Source organism: Clostridium sp. JNZ J1-5, from assembly GCF_053901425.1.
In genome coordinates this window covers 1,513,840-1,529,117 of the sequence record NZ_CM132773.1, presented here as the reverse complement: position 1 = coordinate 1,529,117, position 15,278 = coordinate 1,513,840, and the positions used below count along the sequence as shown (strand labels likewise).

The 15,278-nt window shown below is 31.7% G+C and carries 13 protein-coding genes and 1 pseudogene; 12 read left to right on the top strand and 2 right to left on the bottom strand.

The genetic code is table 11. From position 1 onward, the window contains the following. Positions 1-12 precede the first annotated feature (12 nt). On the top strand, positions 13-345 hold the full coding sequence (locus tag ACWW38_RS07230) for a DUF1801 domain-containing protein (protein ID WP_456260110.1): 333 nt from the start codon (positions 13-15) through the stop codon (positions 343-345). A gap of 192 nt (positions 346-537) precedes the next feature. Here ACWW38_RS07230 and ACWW38_RS07225 read toward each other — a convergent pair whose 3' ends face one another. Then, positions 538-699: a hypothetical protein gene (locus tag ACWW38_RS07225; protein ID WP_456260485.1), complete on the bottom strand. Its 162-nt coding sequence runs from the start codon at positions 697-699 to the stop codon at positions 538-540. Between the two features lie 299 nt (positions 700-998). On the opposite strand from ACWW38_RS07225, the gene ACWW38_RS07220 reads away from it, so the two are divergent. The 5 genes from ACWW38_RS07220 to nadE are packed head-to-tail and all read left to right on the top strand — an operon-like array spanning position 999 to position 5,525. After that, complete coding sequence (locus ACWW38_RS07220) at positions 999-1,889, top strand: NUDIX hydrolase (protein WP_456260109.1); 891 nt, start codon at positions 999-1,001, stop codon at positions 1,887-1,889. Between the two features lie 18 nt (positions 1,890-1,907). After that, entirely contained in the window at positions 1,908-2,705 is a 798-nt protein-coding gene (locus ACWW38_RS07215) for a ribose-phosphate pyrophosphokinase (protein ID WP_456260108.1), read from the top strand. Positions 2,706-2,718: 13 nt separating this feature from the next. Then, the gene (locus ACWW38_RS07210) at positions 2,719-3,273 is read left to right on the top strand and encodes a cysteine hydrolase family protein (RefSeq protein WP_456260107.1); all 555 of its coding nucleotides are present in this window, start codon (positions 2,719-2,721) and stop codon (positions 3,271-3,273) included. After that, positions 3,270-4,739: a nicotinate phosphoribosyltransferase gene (locus ACWW38_RS07205; protein WP_456260106.1), complete on the top strand. Its 1,470-nt coding sequence runs from the start codon at positions 3,270-3,272 to the stop codon at positions 4,737-4,739. Before ACWW38_RS07210 ends, ACWW38_RS07205 begins: the two co-directional genes overlap by 4 nt. Before the next feature lie 51 nt (positions 4,740-4,790). Then, positions 4,791-5,525 carry an NAD(+) synthase gene (nadE, locus tag ACWW38_RS07200; RefSeq protein WP_456260105.1) on the top strand — a complete coding sequence of 245 codons (735 nt, stop codon included), beginning with the start codon at positions 4,791-4,793 and terminating at the stop codon, positions 5,523-5,525. Positions 5,526-5,561: 36 nt separating this feature from the next. Here nadE and ACWW38_RS07195 read toward each other — a convergent pair whose 3' ends face one another. Continuing rightward, positions 5,562-6,425: an AraC family transcriptional regulator gene (locus tag ACWW38_RS07195; protein WP_456260104.1), complete on the bottom strand. Its 864-nt coding sequence runs from the start codon at positions 6,423-6,425 to the stop codon at positions 5,562-5,564. 128 nt (positions 6,426-6,553) lie between these two features. Between ACWW38_RS07195 and ACWW38_RS07190 the strand changes: the two genes are divergently transcribed. The 6 genes and pseudogenes from ACWW38_RS07190 (at position 6,554) to ACWW38_RS07165 (ending at position 15,240) form a co-directional block, all read left to right on the top strand. Continuing rightward, positions 6,554-7,798 carry a dicarboxylate/amino acid:cation symporter gene (locus tag ACWW38_RS07190; RefSeq protein ID WP_456260103.1) on the top strand — a complete coding sequence of 415 codons (1,245 nt, stop codon included), beginning with the start codon at positions 6,554-6,556 and terminating at the stop codon, positions 7,796-7,798. Between the two features lie 262 nt (positions 7,799-8,060). Continuing rightward, positions 8,061-8,513, top strand: coding sequence for a MarR family winged helix-turn-helix transcriptional regulator (locus ACWW38_RS07185; protein WP_456260102.1), 453 nt, complete (start codon positions 8,061-8,063; stop codon positions 8,511-8,513). 90 nt (positions 8,514-8,603) lie between these two features. Next, positions 8,604-10,331, top strand: a complete 1,728-nt coding sequence (locus ACWW38_RS07180) for an ABC transporter ATP-binding protein (protein ID WP_456260101.1) — start codon at positions 8,604-8,606, stop codon at positions 10,329-10,331. A gap of 383 nt (positions 10,332-10,714) precedes the next feature. Continuing rightward, positions 10,715-10,963 (top strand): annotated as a pseudogene (locus tag ACWW38_RS07175) (ABC transporter ATP-binding protein); the annotation flags it as partial. A gap of 1,418 nt (positions 10,964-12,381) precedes the next feature. Beyond that, entirely contained in the window at positions 12,382-14,238 is a 1,857-nt protein-coding gene (locus ACWW38_RS07170; protein ID WP_456260435.1) for an ABC transporter ATP-binding protein, read from the top strand. Positions 14,239-14,604: 366 nt separating this feature from the next. Then, a complete protein-coding gene (locus ACWW38_RS07165) occupies positions 14,605-15,240 on the top strand; it encodes a TetR/AcrR family transcriptional regulator (protein ID WP_456260100.1) in 636 nt (211 codons plus the stop codon). Positions 15,241-15,278 lie beyond the last annotated feature (38 nt).

Genomic DNA, 15,278 nt, shown 5'->3' with positions numbered 1-15,278 from the left:
AGGTGATGTTATATGAATGAAGCCATTCAAGACTACATTGAAAATTATAGCAAAGAAATACAAACCCTTTTTTCTGAGGTACGAGAGCTTATCATTAAAAGTATCCCTTGTAAGATTGAAGAAAAGTTATGGGCAAAATTACCGAGCTTTTATGTTGAAAAGAACTTTGTAAGGATTATTCCTTTTAAGGATCATATTAATATTGAGGCTGTTGCGATTATTGAGTATAAATCGCAATTGGAACAATACAAGATTACGCCTAAAGGGATGTTGCAGATTTATTTAAATCAGGACATACCATATGATGTTTTGCAGGCGATTTTCATGGAATCATTAATTAAATAAATTCCAATTTGTATTATTGAGATTAAAATTTTTAAATGAAAAAATTATATAGGTTTATTTTTTATAAAAAATTGATATAATATAAGTAAGAAAAGCTTAGTGCTGGTAACACTAAGCTGATTCTTAGAACATTTATTTTGTTTTAGGGCTATTGGATGAATTAAAATTAATATTTTATTCTAGAGTGAAGCACTATTCTTTGTCGGATGGGTGCTTTTTCTCTTTGCCATTAAGTTCTATATGAATACCAAGAAATTTAATCTTGATAATTAACTTAGAAATAAAAAGATTATGTTTTAAAACTAATTTAATAATATAAATAGTAACAAAGCTTTTTATAGTTAATTCTAGCATATCCAATACCACCCCCTAACTATGATGATATATTCACCAATAGTCCAAGGGGGATAAAACGCTCAAAACCCCCGTAGCCATCCACTACGGAATTCTTAATTTATACTTTAGAATTATACCATAATTATGTAGAAGATATACACAAGAATAAAATCCTCGGGAGTAATGCCGAGGGTTTTTTGTTTGCTCAAATAAATTTTAAAAACACTTATTGACATATAGTGGAATAAGTAGTACTATAAATACATAATATCAACTTGATATTATCTAATTGAAATTAAGTTGAGGTGAAAAACAATTTGGATAAACATTTTATAGATAAAGAAGAAGACTTCCTAAAAAGTTATGATGAGAATGATTATAAAAGACCAAGTGTTACAAATGACATTATAATATTTACAACTGATGATATAGAAGAGGGTAACCTTCGTAAGGTACCAAAAAAGGGAATGCAGGTTATTTTGATCAAAAGAGATGACTATCCCTATATAGATAAATGGGCACTTCCAGGCGGGTTTGTTAGTATAGAAGAAAGCCTAGAGGTTAGTGCTAAGAAGAAGCTTAAGGAAAAGACAGGAATAGATAATATTTATATAGAGCAGCTCTATACTTTTGGAGATATTGATAGAGATAAAAGAACAAGGGTTATTAGTGTGGGAAATATTGCTTTAGTGGAAAAGAGCAGCATAAGGTTAAATGATTTAGATTTACAAAATAAAAGTGGATGGTTTTGGGTAGATAAAACTCTTATTAGTTCTGAAAAGCAGGAGCAATATATAGAAAATAAACATCTTCTATCCCTTAAATCCACTGATGAAAAAATAATAATTAATTATGAAATAACAGAGAAAATCGGAAGAGACATCTTTAGAAGAAAGGAAACGGGATATAGATTATTAAACAATTCTACAGAAGAATTAGCTTTTGATCACTATAAGATATTAGACTATGGAATAAATAGATTAAGAAATAAAATAGAGTATACGCCAATTGCTTTTAATCTTTTGCCAAGAGTATTTACTGTAAAGGAACTACAGAATGTATATGAAGGAATAATGGGAAGAGAAATTTTAAATTTCAGAAGAAAAATGGGAGAAATGATTATAGAAACTGATGAAAAAATAGAGGGCAAACCTTTTAGGCCGGCTAAGGTATTTAAATTTAATGAGAATTGGGAGCATAATTTTTAAAAGCGAGGAGGCTATAAAATGATTTATTTTAATAATGAGAGAGTAGAGGTTAAAAAGTTTCCTAACGGTGAATCCCTGATTTATAGCGAAAATTTAAAACTAAGAAGTGATAACAATGAGATTAGAGTTCATTTTGATAGTGATGAAGATATAACACATTTAATATTTTTGAAAAGTCATTTAGATGAATTAAGAATAAAATGTGATTTAATACTTCCCTATATGCCGTACAGCAGAATGGATAGAACTGAGGGGATGACTATTTTTACACTAAAGCATTTATGTAAGCTAATTAATAATTTGAATTTTGAAAGTGTAACCATTTATGAGGCACATTCAGAGGTGTCAACTGCATTATTAGATAGAGCTAAGGTGGTAAGTATGTCTAAAATTTTAGCTGAGAGGCTTTTAAAAGAATTGAATAATGGAAAAGAGGATGTATATTTAGTCTATCCAGATGCAGGTGCAGCAAAGAGATATGGTAAAGAAATAGAGTATGAAAAGATTCTAACTGGAAGCAAAGAACGGGACTTTAGAACAGGATTTATTAATAAGCTAGAGATTAATGGAGATATGAGAAGTAAAAGCTTTAAGGCCATTATTGTGGATGATTTATGTTCAAAGGGTGGCACTTTTATGCTTACAGCTTCTAAACTAAAGGAAATTGGGGCAACAGAAATATACCTGGTAGTTACCCATTGTGAAAATACAATTTTTCAAGGTGAGTTGTTAACAGGTGACTTAATAACGGGGATATATACAACCAATAGTATTTTAAGTAAGAATCATAAAAAAATTAAGGTATTTGAAATTTAAGGGGGTATTTATTATGGAAAAATTATTAGTAGTTATTGATTATCAAAATGATTTTGTAGATGGAGCACTAGGGTTTGAGAAAGCAGTAACCTTAGAACAAGGTATATATGACAAGGTTAATAAATATATAGAAAATGGTGATAAGGTATTGTTCACTTACGATACCCATTATGAAGAATATTTAAAAACCAGAGAAGGTAAAAGTTTACCAGTACTACATTGCATTAAAGGTACTAATGGCCACAAGCTGTATGGGAAAATAAATGATTTTTCAAAATTAGAAAATACAATGCATTGCGAAAAAAAGGGCTTTGGAATATCTCCAGAGGATATGCTTAAAATAGCCAATGAAGTAGGAGAGGACATTAAGGAAATTGAGTTAATTGGAGTTGTTACTAATATATGCGTAATTAGCAATGTGGTATTGTTTCAGTCTCAATACAGAGATGCTGATATCATAGTGGATGCAAGCCTTTGTGCTAGCTTTGATGATTCTCTCCATGAAAAGGCATTAGATGTAATAGAGGGTTTACAGGGAAAAGTAATTAATAGGGGGAAAGGATTATGATAAATCCATTATTATTAACGGATTTTTATAAAACAATTCATCATATGTGTTATGCGCCGGGAATGAGTAAACTAGTAAGCTATTGGACTCCTAGGATGTCTCGAAAGGATGATATGGATAAAGTTGTTATGTTTGGGCTACAGCCTTTTATAAAGAAGTACTTGATTCAGTACTTTAACGAAAACTTTTTCCAAAAGGATAAGGAAGCTGTAGTTTCTGAATATAAAAGAATTATCTCCAAGACTATGGGAAATGTGGCAGCAGATACAAAGCATATTGAAGCTTTGCACGACTTAGGATATTTGCCAATACAAATTAAGGCTGTAGCAGAAGGGCTAAGAGTGAATATTAAAACGCCAATGATTGAAATTACTAATACACATGAGGATTTTGCCTGGCTTGTAAATTATTTAGAAACATTTATGAGTTGTAATATATGGCAGCCAATGACAAGTGCTACTATTGCATATAGGTACAGAGAGATAATAGAAAAGTATTTTAATCTTACTGTAGAAAACGGGGATATAAGAAAAGCTTGTGGAGATTTTAGCATGAGAGGTTTTAGCTCTGTGGAAAGTGCAGAACTTAGTGGTGCAGCACACCTGCTTTCATTTCTAGGAACGGCAACTATACCTGCTATTAGCTATTTAGAGGAATATTATAATTGTAATATAGAAGAGGAACTAGTCGGACTAGGAACCCCTTCTACAGAACACAGTGTAATGTGCAGCTACGGCGAGGATGAGTTTGCAGCCTATAAGAGATTAATCACTGAGGTATTTCCAAGTGGAGTTTTAAGTATAGTGTCTGACACCTATGACTATTGGAATGTTATAACAAATATACTTCCAAGATTGAAGGAAGACATTATAAACAGAGATGGCAAAGTTGTTATTAGAGGTGATAGTGGAGATCCAGTAAAAATAATTTGTGGGGATAAGAATGTAGCAAAAGGCAGTGAAGAATATAAAGGAACCGTTGAGTTACTATGGGATATATTTGGGGGAGAAATCAATTCAAAAGGATATAAAGTTCTAAATAGTAAGATAGGGACAATTTATGGAGACAGTATAACTGTGGAAAGATGCCAGCAGATTTGCAAGGGGTTAGAGGAAAAGGGCTTTGCAGTAAACAACTGTGTATTTGGCATAGGATCATACACTTACCAATACAATACTAGGGATACTTTTGGATTTGCATTAAAAGCTACTCATGCAGTAATAGATGGGGAAGAAAAGTTTATCTTCAAGGCTCCTAAAACGGATAAAGATAATTTTAAAAAGTCACAAAAGGGAATGTGTTATGTATATAGAAAGGGACAAGATATTTTATATAAAGATGAATTAACTATAAAAGAGCAGGCAGAATATAAGGATAATCTATTAGAAACTGTATTTAAGGATGGTAAGTTAATAAAAGATTATTCCTTATCAGAAATAAGAAATAGGCTTCACGGGAGATTTTAATACTATTTTAGAATAGTAATTATTGTTCAAGTTTTCATAGGAGGCATAAAAATGAGAAAAAATTTTAATGTAAATAATATATGTAAAAATATTATAGAATGGATTAGAGAATATTTTAAAGAGCAGCCTAATGCTAAGGGAGCGATTATTGGAATTAGCGGTGGTAAGGACAGCCTTGTAGCAGCTAAGTTATTAGTTGAAGCTTTAGGAAAAGAAAGAGTATTTGGTGTTTTGATGCCAAATGGTAATCAGAAGGATATAGACGATAGCTTAAGAATTGTAAATATTCTGGGAATTAATTATAAAATAGTTAATATAGAAAAAGCATACAAGGGATTATTAGAGGGGATTGGAGAGGAGTGTTTATCTATTGATGCTAAAATCAATATTCCTCCAAGACTTAGAATGACTACCTTATATGCAATTGGAACTAGTATGCAATATAGAATATGTGGTACGGGAAATAAATCAGAAGGCTTTGTAGGATATACAACAAAGTGGGGAGATAGTGCTTTTGACTTTAATCCCATAGGAGACCTGACTACTGATGAGGTGGTAGCAATAGGTGATTTCTTAGGATTACCACATGAATTAGTTCATAAAACTCCAAGCGATGGATTAAGTGGAAAATCTGATGAGGAGAAGTTAGGCTTTACCTACGAACAAATTAATAAATATATAGAAAATGGGAGCTGTGGAGATAAAGAAATAGATGAGAAAATTAAGTTGAAGCATGAATATAATAAACACAAGAGGGAGCTGCCTCTAAAGTATGAACTGAAATAAGGGGATGATTTTCATCCCCAAAATCATAAATACCAGTTACTTATTGTATTTAAAATATTGCTTAGGCGACAAATTAAATTCTCTTTTAAAAGCTCTTACAAAGGTAGAGTAATCTCCAAAGCCACATAGGGAGCAAACATCTCCAGCCTGCATACCACTCTTTATTAAGTCTGATGCTCTTATAATTCTCTTTTTTTGTATGTACCCATATAAGGTATAGCCTGTTTCTTTCTTGAATAAGTGCATCAGATAGTATTTATTTAGATAAAATTTTTTTGAGATAGTGTCTATAGATAAATTTTTGTCTAGGTTTGAATTTATGAAGCTTAAAATACTTTCTATTCTAGGATCATATTTAATGTCATCAATGTCTTTATTAATTTCCATTCCAAGAAACAATCTATTTATTTTCACCATAATCTGAAGGAATAGTGCATTTCTTAATATATGGCTGCCAAAATCTTTATCTTGTATTGCATGTTCAAGGTCAGCAAGGTTTTGCTTTAATGAGTGTATATCCTTAATGCTTAATCGAATAAGATTAAGCTTTCTTTTAGTTGCTAATTCAAAGCAACTTAGAAGATTGCAATTGTTTTTATTATGCCTTTCTAAAAAAAATGGATTTAACCACAATATCATTCTTTCATAGGAGACAGTTGAGCTTATTATTGGCAAGTGAAGATCACTTTTACCAACTAATAGTATATCCCAAGGCCTCAATTTATAAGACTTTCCTTCAATTATATAGGTAACTTCTCCTGAAATAAAAATAATTATTTTATTAAAATCATGGTAGTGAAATTCAAACTCATTTTTCTTCTGATCTTTTAGGTTAAAAAAATGAAAGTCTTCATTAAGATAGCCTCTTTTCACTTTTTCTTTAGAAATATTATTATCCATATTAATCACCTCAAGTAACATAATTTATTATAGCATTTTATGCAATAAACTAAACACTAAGTACAATAAAAATTGCAAATGAAGTGAATATAATAGTTAATATGAAGGAAGTAAGGAGTTGAATATATATGGGCAATTTTTTAAAGAATTATAGAATGTCATTAATATTACTTGTATCAATAATGCTAGGTGGAATAATAGGGGTTATTTTAGGACAAAGGGCTATAGTATTGGAACCCTTTGGACAAATATTTCTAAACTTGATGTTTACTATAATAGTGCCTTTAGTTTTCTTTAGTGTAGCATCATCCATAGCTAATATGAGCGGTATGAATAGGTTGGGCAAAATAATAATAAATATTGCAATAGTTTTTACAATTACTGCTTTGATATCTGGCATATTGGCTATTATAGGAGCGTTATTTTTTAATCCAACTAAAGGGTTAGATGCTGAAGCTATTAGAACTATTCTATCTAAATCAGGGGGAGAAATAAGTAAGGAGGCTGAAAAAATATCTTTATCAAAGCAGTTAGTAAAAACAATTACAGTTGGAGATTTTTCAGAACTATTCTCAAAAAATAATATGCTTCAATTAATTATTTTTTCTGTTTTATTTGGAATATCAACAGCATTGGCTGGTGAAAAAGGGGCAGTTATAAAAAATTTTTTAAACTCAGCAGCAACTATAATGATGAAGATGATAAAAATTATTATGTACTATGCCCCAGTTGGTCTTGGATGTTATTTTGCTTCTGTCGTAGGGCAGCTAGGAACACAGATATTAGAAGGATATTTAAAGGTATTCATCCTATATTTAGGGTTAGCTGCAATAGTTTATTTTATATTTTTCAGTATATACTCATATCTAGCAGCAGGTAAAATGGGATTTAAAGCATTTTGGAGAAACGCTATACCGCCAACAGTAACAGCACTAGCAACTTGTTCGAGTGCTGCGTCAATTCCGGCTAATCTGGAAGCTGCTAAAAGAATAGGGGTGCCAGAGGATATTGCAGAAACTGTAATACCACTTGGAGTTAATACACATAAAGATGGATCTGTTATTGGTGGGGTATTAAAGATAGTATTTTTATTTGGTTTATTTGGTAAAGATATTAATAATATTCCAACAATATTATCAATACTAGCGGTAGGTTTCTTAGTAGGAGCAGTTATGGGGGCAATACCAGGAGGCGGAATGATAGGGGAAATGCTTATAATAAGCGTTTATGGATTTTCACCTGAAGCACTTCCTGTAATAGCTGTTATTAGCACAATTATAGATGCACCAGCCACAGTATTAAATTCAACAGGAAACACAGTCTGTGCAATGGTAGTTTCAAGATTTGTAGATGGAAGGGAGTGGTTAAAGTAGTCTATTATGAAATCTGTGCTGGATTTTAGAGCGGAGAACTGTATCACAAATAAGTGAGGTTTAAAGTTTATATTCCCTCGGCTGAAAAGCTTGAGGGAAACTTATTTTTTGGACACATAAGAAACATTTGGAATTACAATATTTTTATTGACTGTTAGCCGGCTAAATGATATTATTAATATTATTTAAGTTAGACGGCTAAATAATATTAATAAAATAGTAATTTTTCGATTACAAAGGATGGATAAAAGGAGGTACATAGATGCATTGCTTTAATTCAGATAGTTTATATCATATATTTGGAGAAATAGTAAAGCTTCATTATCATCGCTCTCATAATTTATTTGAAAAACTGGGTATTTATCCAGGGCAGCCGCCAATGTTGCTTGCATTATATCATAAAGATGGCCAAAGTCAGAAGGAACTTGCAGAAAAGTTAAAAATTAAGCCTGCTACTATTACAGTAATGTTAGGGAGAATGGAGAAAGCTGATCTTGTAACAAGAACACAAGATACGGAAGATCAAAGAATATCAAGGGTCTATATCACTGAAAAGGGCAAAGGAATCTGTGAAAAATTAAAGGAAGTTTTTATCACTTTAAATGAGGAATGCTTTAGTAATTTTACTGAGGAGGAAAAAGCTCTGCTTCGAAGGCTACTTATGCAGATGAGGGATAATCTAATGAAAGCAAGTAATAATAAGTTAGACGTTTAACTAATTATTGCTGTAGCTTGTAGGTTGTTAACTATATATGAAGTACGAAGTATAGCAATATTATTTTAAATTGTTAGGAGATGATCATTTATGATTAAGCTATATAAATTTTTAAAACCATATACTGGTATGGTAATAGCAGTAGTAATTTTTGTGGTTTTACAAACATTGGGGGATCTTTACCTTCCAACACTTATGTCAAACATAATAAATGATGGAGTTATGCAAGGAGACACCAATAAGATTTTCCAAATTGGAGGAGTAATGCTTTTAATAGCTGGAGGAGGAGTTATTTGTTCAGTTATTGCCAGCTTATTATCTTCAAAGGTTTCTGCAGGATTGGGAACAATTTTAAGAAGTAAGGTTTTTAGAAGAGTTGAAAGTTATTCACTATATGAGTTTGATAAATTAGGTACTGCAACTCTTATTACAAGAACAACAAATGATATTACACAAATTCAAACAGTTACAGTTATGATAATGCGCTTAATGATTAGTGCGCCAATCATGGCTGTTGGCGGCATTGTTTTAGCGCTTAAGAAAGACAGACCTCTTACATTGGTGTTAGCAGTTGCAATACCTGTACTTGCAGGGGTTGTGGCATTTATAGCATCAAAAATGATACCGCTTTTTAAACAAGTACAAGTAAAGATTGATAAAATAAATCTTGTTTTGCGTGAGAAGCTTACAGGAATAAGAGTTATTCGTGCCTTTAACACAGTTGAACGTGAAAGAAAGCGCTTTGATGAAGCTAATGTTGATCTTACAGGTAACTATATTAAAGTTAACAAAATAATGGCTTTCATGATGCCTTCAATTATGCTTGTTATGAACTTTACTTCCCTAGCTATTCTTTGGTTTGGAGGGATACGTATAAGTGAAGGAAATATGGATTTAGGTGCACTTGCTGCATTTACTCAATATGCTATGCAAATTATGATGTCAATGCTTATGCTTGCTATGATGTTTATAATGGTTCCTCGTGCACAGGCTGCAGCAGTAAGAATTAATGAAGTTATTGATACAGTGCCTGAAATAATAGATGCGGAGGAAACAAAGGATTCTTTTATTGGAAGAGGGTATGTAGAATTTAAAGATGTAACCTTTAGCTATCATGGGGCTGAAGAACCAGCACTTAGAAATATATCTTTTTCAGCAAAGCCTGGTGAAGTAACTGCTATTATAGGAAGTACAGGTGCTGGTAAGTCTACCTTAATAAATTTAATTCCAAGATTTTATGATATAGATAGCGGAAGTATTCTTGTGGATGGGATAGATGTAAGGGAAATTTCTCAGGAAAATCTTAGAAATAAAATAGGTTTTGTACCTCAAAAGGCAGTTTTATTTTCTGGAACAATAGCTGAGAATATTAGATTTGGTAATGATAATGCGACAGATGAAGAGATTAGACACGCTGCTGAAATTGCTCAGGCAACAGAGTTTATAGAAACTATGGATGGAGGCTTTAATCACGAAATTTCTCAAGGAGGTACAAATGTATCTGGTGGTCAAAAACAACGTCTTTCAATAGCTCGTGCATTAGTTAGAAATCCTGAAGTATATATTTTTGATGATAGCTTCTCAGCTCTTGACTTTAAAACAGATGCAAAACTAAGAGCTGCACTTAAAAAGGAAACCTTAGAATCAACTGTTATAATTGTTGCACAAAGAGTTGGTACTGTTATGGATGCAGATAGGATTATAGTTTTAGATGAAGGTTCTATTGTAGGAATTGGAACACACAGAGAATTATTAGACAAATGTGATGTATACCGTGAAATTGTATCCTCACAGCTTTCAGAGGAGGAGATAGCATGAGTGAAGATAGAAAAAGAGTAAATAATGGTCAAATGGGAGGCAGAAGAGGCGGACCTATGGGTGGCATGGGAAGACCTGTAGAAAAAGCAAAGGATTTTAAAGGTACCCTTAAAAGACTTCTTCGCTATTTAAGACCTCATAAAATTAATTTAATCATTGTTTTAATATTTGCTATTGCAAGTACTTTATTTACCATATCTGCTCCTAAAATAACAAGTAAAGCAATGAATAAATTACAAGATGCTTATATGGCTCGTAAAATGATATCAGAAATGTCAAAGGGTCAAAATGAAGCAGTAACTCAAATGAAAGACAAAATGGGAGATGTTCAAAAAGAAACTGTAGACAAAATTAATGAAAAGATGATTGAAGGTCAGAAAAAAGATGATAGCTTCTCAGCTCTTGACTTTAAAACAGATGCAAAACTAAGAGCTGCACTTAAAAAGGAAACCTTAGAATCAACTGTTATAATTGTTGCACAAAGAGTTGGTACTGTTATGGATGCAGATAGGATTATAGTTTTAGATGAAGGTTCTATTGTAGGAATTGGAACACACAGAGAATTATTAGACAAATGTGATGTATACCGTGAAATTGTATCCTCACAGCTTTCAGAGGAGGAGATAGCATGAGTGAAGATAGAAAAAGAGTAAATAATGGTCAAATGGGAGGCAGAAGAGGCGGACCTATGGGTGGCATGGGAAGACCTGTAGAAAAAGCAAAGGATTTTAAAGGTACCCTTAAAAGACTTCTTCGCTATTTAAGACCTCATAAAATTAATTTAATCATTGTTTTAATATTTGCTATTGCAAGTACTTTATTTACCATATCTGCTCCTAAAATAACAAGTAAAGCAATGAATAAATTACAAGATGCTTATATGGCTCGTAAAATGATATCAGAAATGTCAAAGGGTCAAAATGAAGCAGTAACTCAAATGAAAGACAAAATGGGAGATGTTCAAAAAGAAACTGTAGACAAAATTAATGAAAAGATGATTGAAGGTCAGAAAAAATCTGTAGAACAAATAACTAAGAGTATGGGAGATGCACAAGTAAAAGCAGTAAATGAAATTTACAAAGGTATGGCTATTCAATTACATCAAGGAGTGGTTAGTGGACAAAAAACTGCTGTTGATAAAATAACTGCACAAATGGCTGTTGTTCAAAAGGGGTTAGTAGCTCAGATGCAAAAGGGTCCAGCTCAACCAGCTCAACCGCCTCAACAGATGGATGCTAAAACAATTGATACTATACAAAAATTAATGAAGCTTTCTATGATTGATTCAATTAGTGATAGACAAACGAAGATTCAAACTACCATTAAGTTTATTGATATTCTTGAAAGTATGCCATCAAATGGACAAATAGATAAAAAATCATTAGCTACAGCAAAGGAAGTATTAAATCTTCCTATGCTTGACAGCGTTAAAGATCCAGAACAGAAGGTTAATATAATAAAGAAGTTTATGGCAATGGCAAAAGATATGCCTGGTGCAAGTACTTCAATGCAGCTTGATACAAAAACAATGAATAAAGCACTTGCTAAAATTCCAGAGATAAAAGACTTTAGCACTACTTCTAATTCAAAATCAACAAATAAAATGAGTCAAAAAGAAATGGATTCTGTTGAAAAGTTATTGAAGCTTCCAATGATTAATGAAATAAAAGATCCTAAAGAAAAAAAGAATACTTTAATTCAGCTTATGGATATATTTAAAAATATGCCTAGTAGTACTACAGCTAGTTCTGGAAACCAACTTAAACAAGGAGATTTACAAACTATTCAAGAATTATTAGCTTTACCTGATATAAGCAGTATTAAAGATCCAAACGAAAAGACAGCAGCCGTAATAAAATTGGTTGATATATTTAGCAAAATGCCTAATATGAATAAGGATAATGCAAAATCAGATGAGATGATGAGCACTGAGCAGCTTAAGAATGTTCAGCAATTACTTAAACTTCCTATGTTAAACCAAATAACTGATCCTACTGAAAAAACTAATGTTTTAAATCAAATGCTTGATATATTCAGTAAGATGCCAGATATGGGTACAACTACTGATAAAACTAATTCAAAAGATAAATTTGATTCTAAAAGTATAAAATCAGTACAAGAGTTTATTACACTACCAAGGCTTGATTCATTGAAAGATGCAAATCAAAAAGCTGATGTAGCTAAAAAGATTTTAGATTTAAGTAAGGAAATAAAAAGCACTATGGACAATACTTCAACAAGTGCTAAAGATAATATAAAGCTTACTGATGATCAAATAAACTCAGCTATTACAGCAATAAGAGAAACTAACGGAGAATATGATTTCCATTACATTGGAGTTATTGCTTTAATACTAATAGGTATGTATATAATAAGTTCAATTTTCAGTTTAATCATGGGGCTTGTAATGTCAGGAGTTTCACAGAAAACAGTCCGTGATTTAAGAAGAGAAGTGGATGAAAAGCTTGCTAGATTACCCCTTAAATATTTTGATTTACATCCTCATGGAGATATATTAAGCCGTGTTACCAATGACGTTGATACTATAGCTACTACATTACAGCAGAGTTTAACACAGATAATTACATCTGTTATAACTATAATTGGTTATGTTATTATGATGCTTACAATAAGCCCTGTTTTAACATTAATCGTAATAGCTACAATGCCTTTATATGTTATTTCCACTGCCCTTATTGCAAAGAAATCTCAAAAATATTTCTCTGTTCAACAAAAAGAACTTGGAGAGCTTAGTGGACACGTAGAAGAAATGTATACTGGACATAAAATAGTTAAAGCTTTTGGACGAGAAAAAGATTCAATAGAAAAGTTTGAAGCTATAAATGGCAGACTTAAGGATGCAGGTTGGAAAGCTCAATTTGTATCTGGTGTAATGTTCCCGCTTATGAATTTCATAAGTAACCTAGGTTATGTGGGTATTAGTATAGTTGGTGGACTTTGGATTACAAAAAGTTTGCTTGGCTTAGGTGATATATTAGCATTTATACAATACTCAAGATCTTTTACTATGCCAATTGTTCAAACTGCTAATATAGCAAATGTTATTCAATCAACAATTGCTTGTGCTGAGCGTGTATTCCAAATACTTGATGAAGAAGAGGAACTTGCTGACAGCAGTGATGCAGTGGTATTAGAGAATCCAAGAGGGGACGTTAAATTTGAACATGTAGACTTTAGATATAAAGAAGATGTTCCTGTTATAGAGGATATGAATCTAGATATAAAACAGGGAAATACAATTGCTATTGTTGGACCAACAGGTGCAGGTAAAACAACTCTTGTTAATCTATTAATGCGTTTCTATGAAATAAATTCAGGAAAGATAAGCATTGATGGTATTAATATAAAAGATATAAAGCGTAGTGAATTACGTAAGATGTTCGGTATGGTACTTCAAGATACGTGGCTATATAATGGAACAATTAAGGATAATATAGCTTATGGAAAAGAAGAGGCAACTATGGATGAAATTGTATGTGCAGCGAAGGCAGCCCATGCAGATCACTTTATAAGAACATTACCTCAAGGCTATGATACAGTCCTTAATGAGGAAGCAACTAATATTTCACAGGGACAAAAACAACTTTTAACTATTGCCCGAGCTATACTTGCAGATCCTACAATTTTAATTCTTGATGAAGCTACAAGCAGTGTTGATACGAGAACAGAAGTATTAATTCAAAAAGCTATGACTAATCTAATGAAGGGTAGAACAAGTTTTGTAATTGCTCACAGACTTTCTACTATACGTGATGCTGAACTTATTCTAGTTATGGATAAGGGACGAGTTATTGAAATGGGTAATCATAAGGAATTGATTAGTAAAGGCGGATTCTATGCTAATCTTTACAATAGTCAATTTACTAATACAGAAGAAGCAGTATAAAGAGGATTCTTTGCTTCAGATGGAGCTTTTTTCTCCAACTGAAGGTTATTAACAGAATTCTTAGGAGTTTTACTCCTTAGAAGTCGTTATCCTTTAGGGGAAGCCCTTATCTAGGGACGTAGCAGCCGTTATCTCCCACTTTAGAAGTGGGAGTATTACGGATGGTAGTCATCAGATAAAAGTAAGGGAGCATCTGTAGGTTTGAATAAATCATACCTATGGATGCTTTTTTGTTTTTTATTTATTTTTGCTAAAATGTTGCATTTCAGTATGTATATAGGTTATCATATAATAAATACAGACCACTTAGTTTGTTTTAAAAAGAGATAATATATAATGTACAACACAAGTTAACCTACAATTAGAATGGAGGTAACAAAAATTAATAGGGAGCAGCAAAATAAAATAAGTAAAGAAAGAATATTGATAGCAAGTTTGAAGGAGTTTGGAGAAAAAGATTATTCAGAGGCATCTATAAATAATATTTGTAAAAATAATAAAATTTCAAAGGGATTATTATTTCACTATTATAAAAGCAAGGATGAAATTTTCCTCATTTGTGTAGAAAAACTTTTTATTGATTTAAGTGATTACTTGAAAAAGAATTTTTCAATAATTTATTCAGAAGTAGAAGAAAATTTAAAATCTTATGTTGAAGTAAGATTTAAGTTTTTTAATGAATACCCTTATTATGAGCAGATATTTTATACAGCAGTATTTAATACGCCTAAACATTTAGCAAAAGAAATAAAATTGTTAAAGAAAATTCTTGATGAAATAAATAGATGTTTTTTACGTGAAATTATGATGAAGGTAGAATTGAAGCCAAATGTTATAGTAGAAGATGTTATAGAGGCTATTATCGACTTTGCTAATTACTTACATGTAAAAATTCAATGTGATAACTTACAACATACGGACCAAAAATCATACATTATAGAAAAACACACACAAGAATTTTTATCTATACTTAATATGCTTTTTCATGGCATCTGTAAATAAGTTTTATTAAGGAATAATTGTATTTTTAGATAATTTGT

What these genes read in the sequence shown, in the direction of transcription:
- ACWW38_RS07190 (WP_456260103.1), top strand. Translation starts at nt 6,554, where the DNA reads ATGGGCAATTTTTTAAAGAATTATAGAATGTCATTAATATTACTTGTA.
- ACWW38_RS07210 (WP_456260107.1), top strand. Translation starts at nt 2,719, where the DNA reads ATGGAAAAATTATTAGTAGTTATTGATTATCAAAATGATTTTGTAGAT.
- ACWW38_RS07195 (WP_456260104.1), bottom strand. Translation starts at nt 6,425, where the DNA reads ATGGATAATAATATTTCTAAAGAAAAAGTGAAAAGAGGCTATCTTAAT.
- ACWW38_RS07185 (WP_456260102.1), top strand. Translation starts at nt 8,061, where the DNA reads ATGCATTGCTTTAATTCAGATAGTTTATATCATATATTTGGAGAAATA.
- ACWW38_RS07225 (WP_456260485.1), bottom strand. Translation starts at nt 699, where the DNA reads ATGCTAGAATTAACTATAAAAAGCTTTGTTACTATTTATATTATTAAA.
- ACWW38_RS07180 (WP_456260101.1), top strand. Translation starts at nt 8,604, where the DNA reads ATGATTAAGCTATATAAATTTTTAAAACCATATACTGGTATGGTAATA.
- ACWW38_RS07215 (WP_456260108.1), top strand. Translation starts at nt 1,908, where the DNA reads ATGATTTATTTTAATAATGAGAGAGTAGAGGTTAAAAAGTTTCCTAAC.
- ACWW38_RS07230 (WP_456260110.1), top strand. Translation starts at nt 13, where the DNA reads ATGAATGAAGCCATTCAAGACTACATTGAAAATTATAGCAAAGAAATA.
- ACWW38_RS07205 (WP_456260106.1), top strand. Translation starts at nt 3,270, where the DNA reads ATGATAAATCCATTATTATTAACGGATTTTTATAAAACAATTCATCAT.
- nadE (WP_456260105.1), top strand. Translation starts at nt 4,791, where the DNA reads ATGAGAAAAAATTTTAATGTAAATAATATATGTAAAAATATTATAGAA.
- ACWW38_RS07170 (WP_456260435.1), top strand. Translation starts at nt 12,382, where the DNA reads ATGGGTACAACTACTGATAAAACTAATTCAAAAGATAAATTTGATTCT.
- ACWW38_RS07165 (WP_456260100.1), top strand. Translation starts at nt 14,605, where the DNA reads ATGGAGGTAACAAAAATTAATAGGGAGCAGCAAAATAAAATAAGTAAA.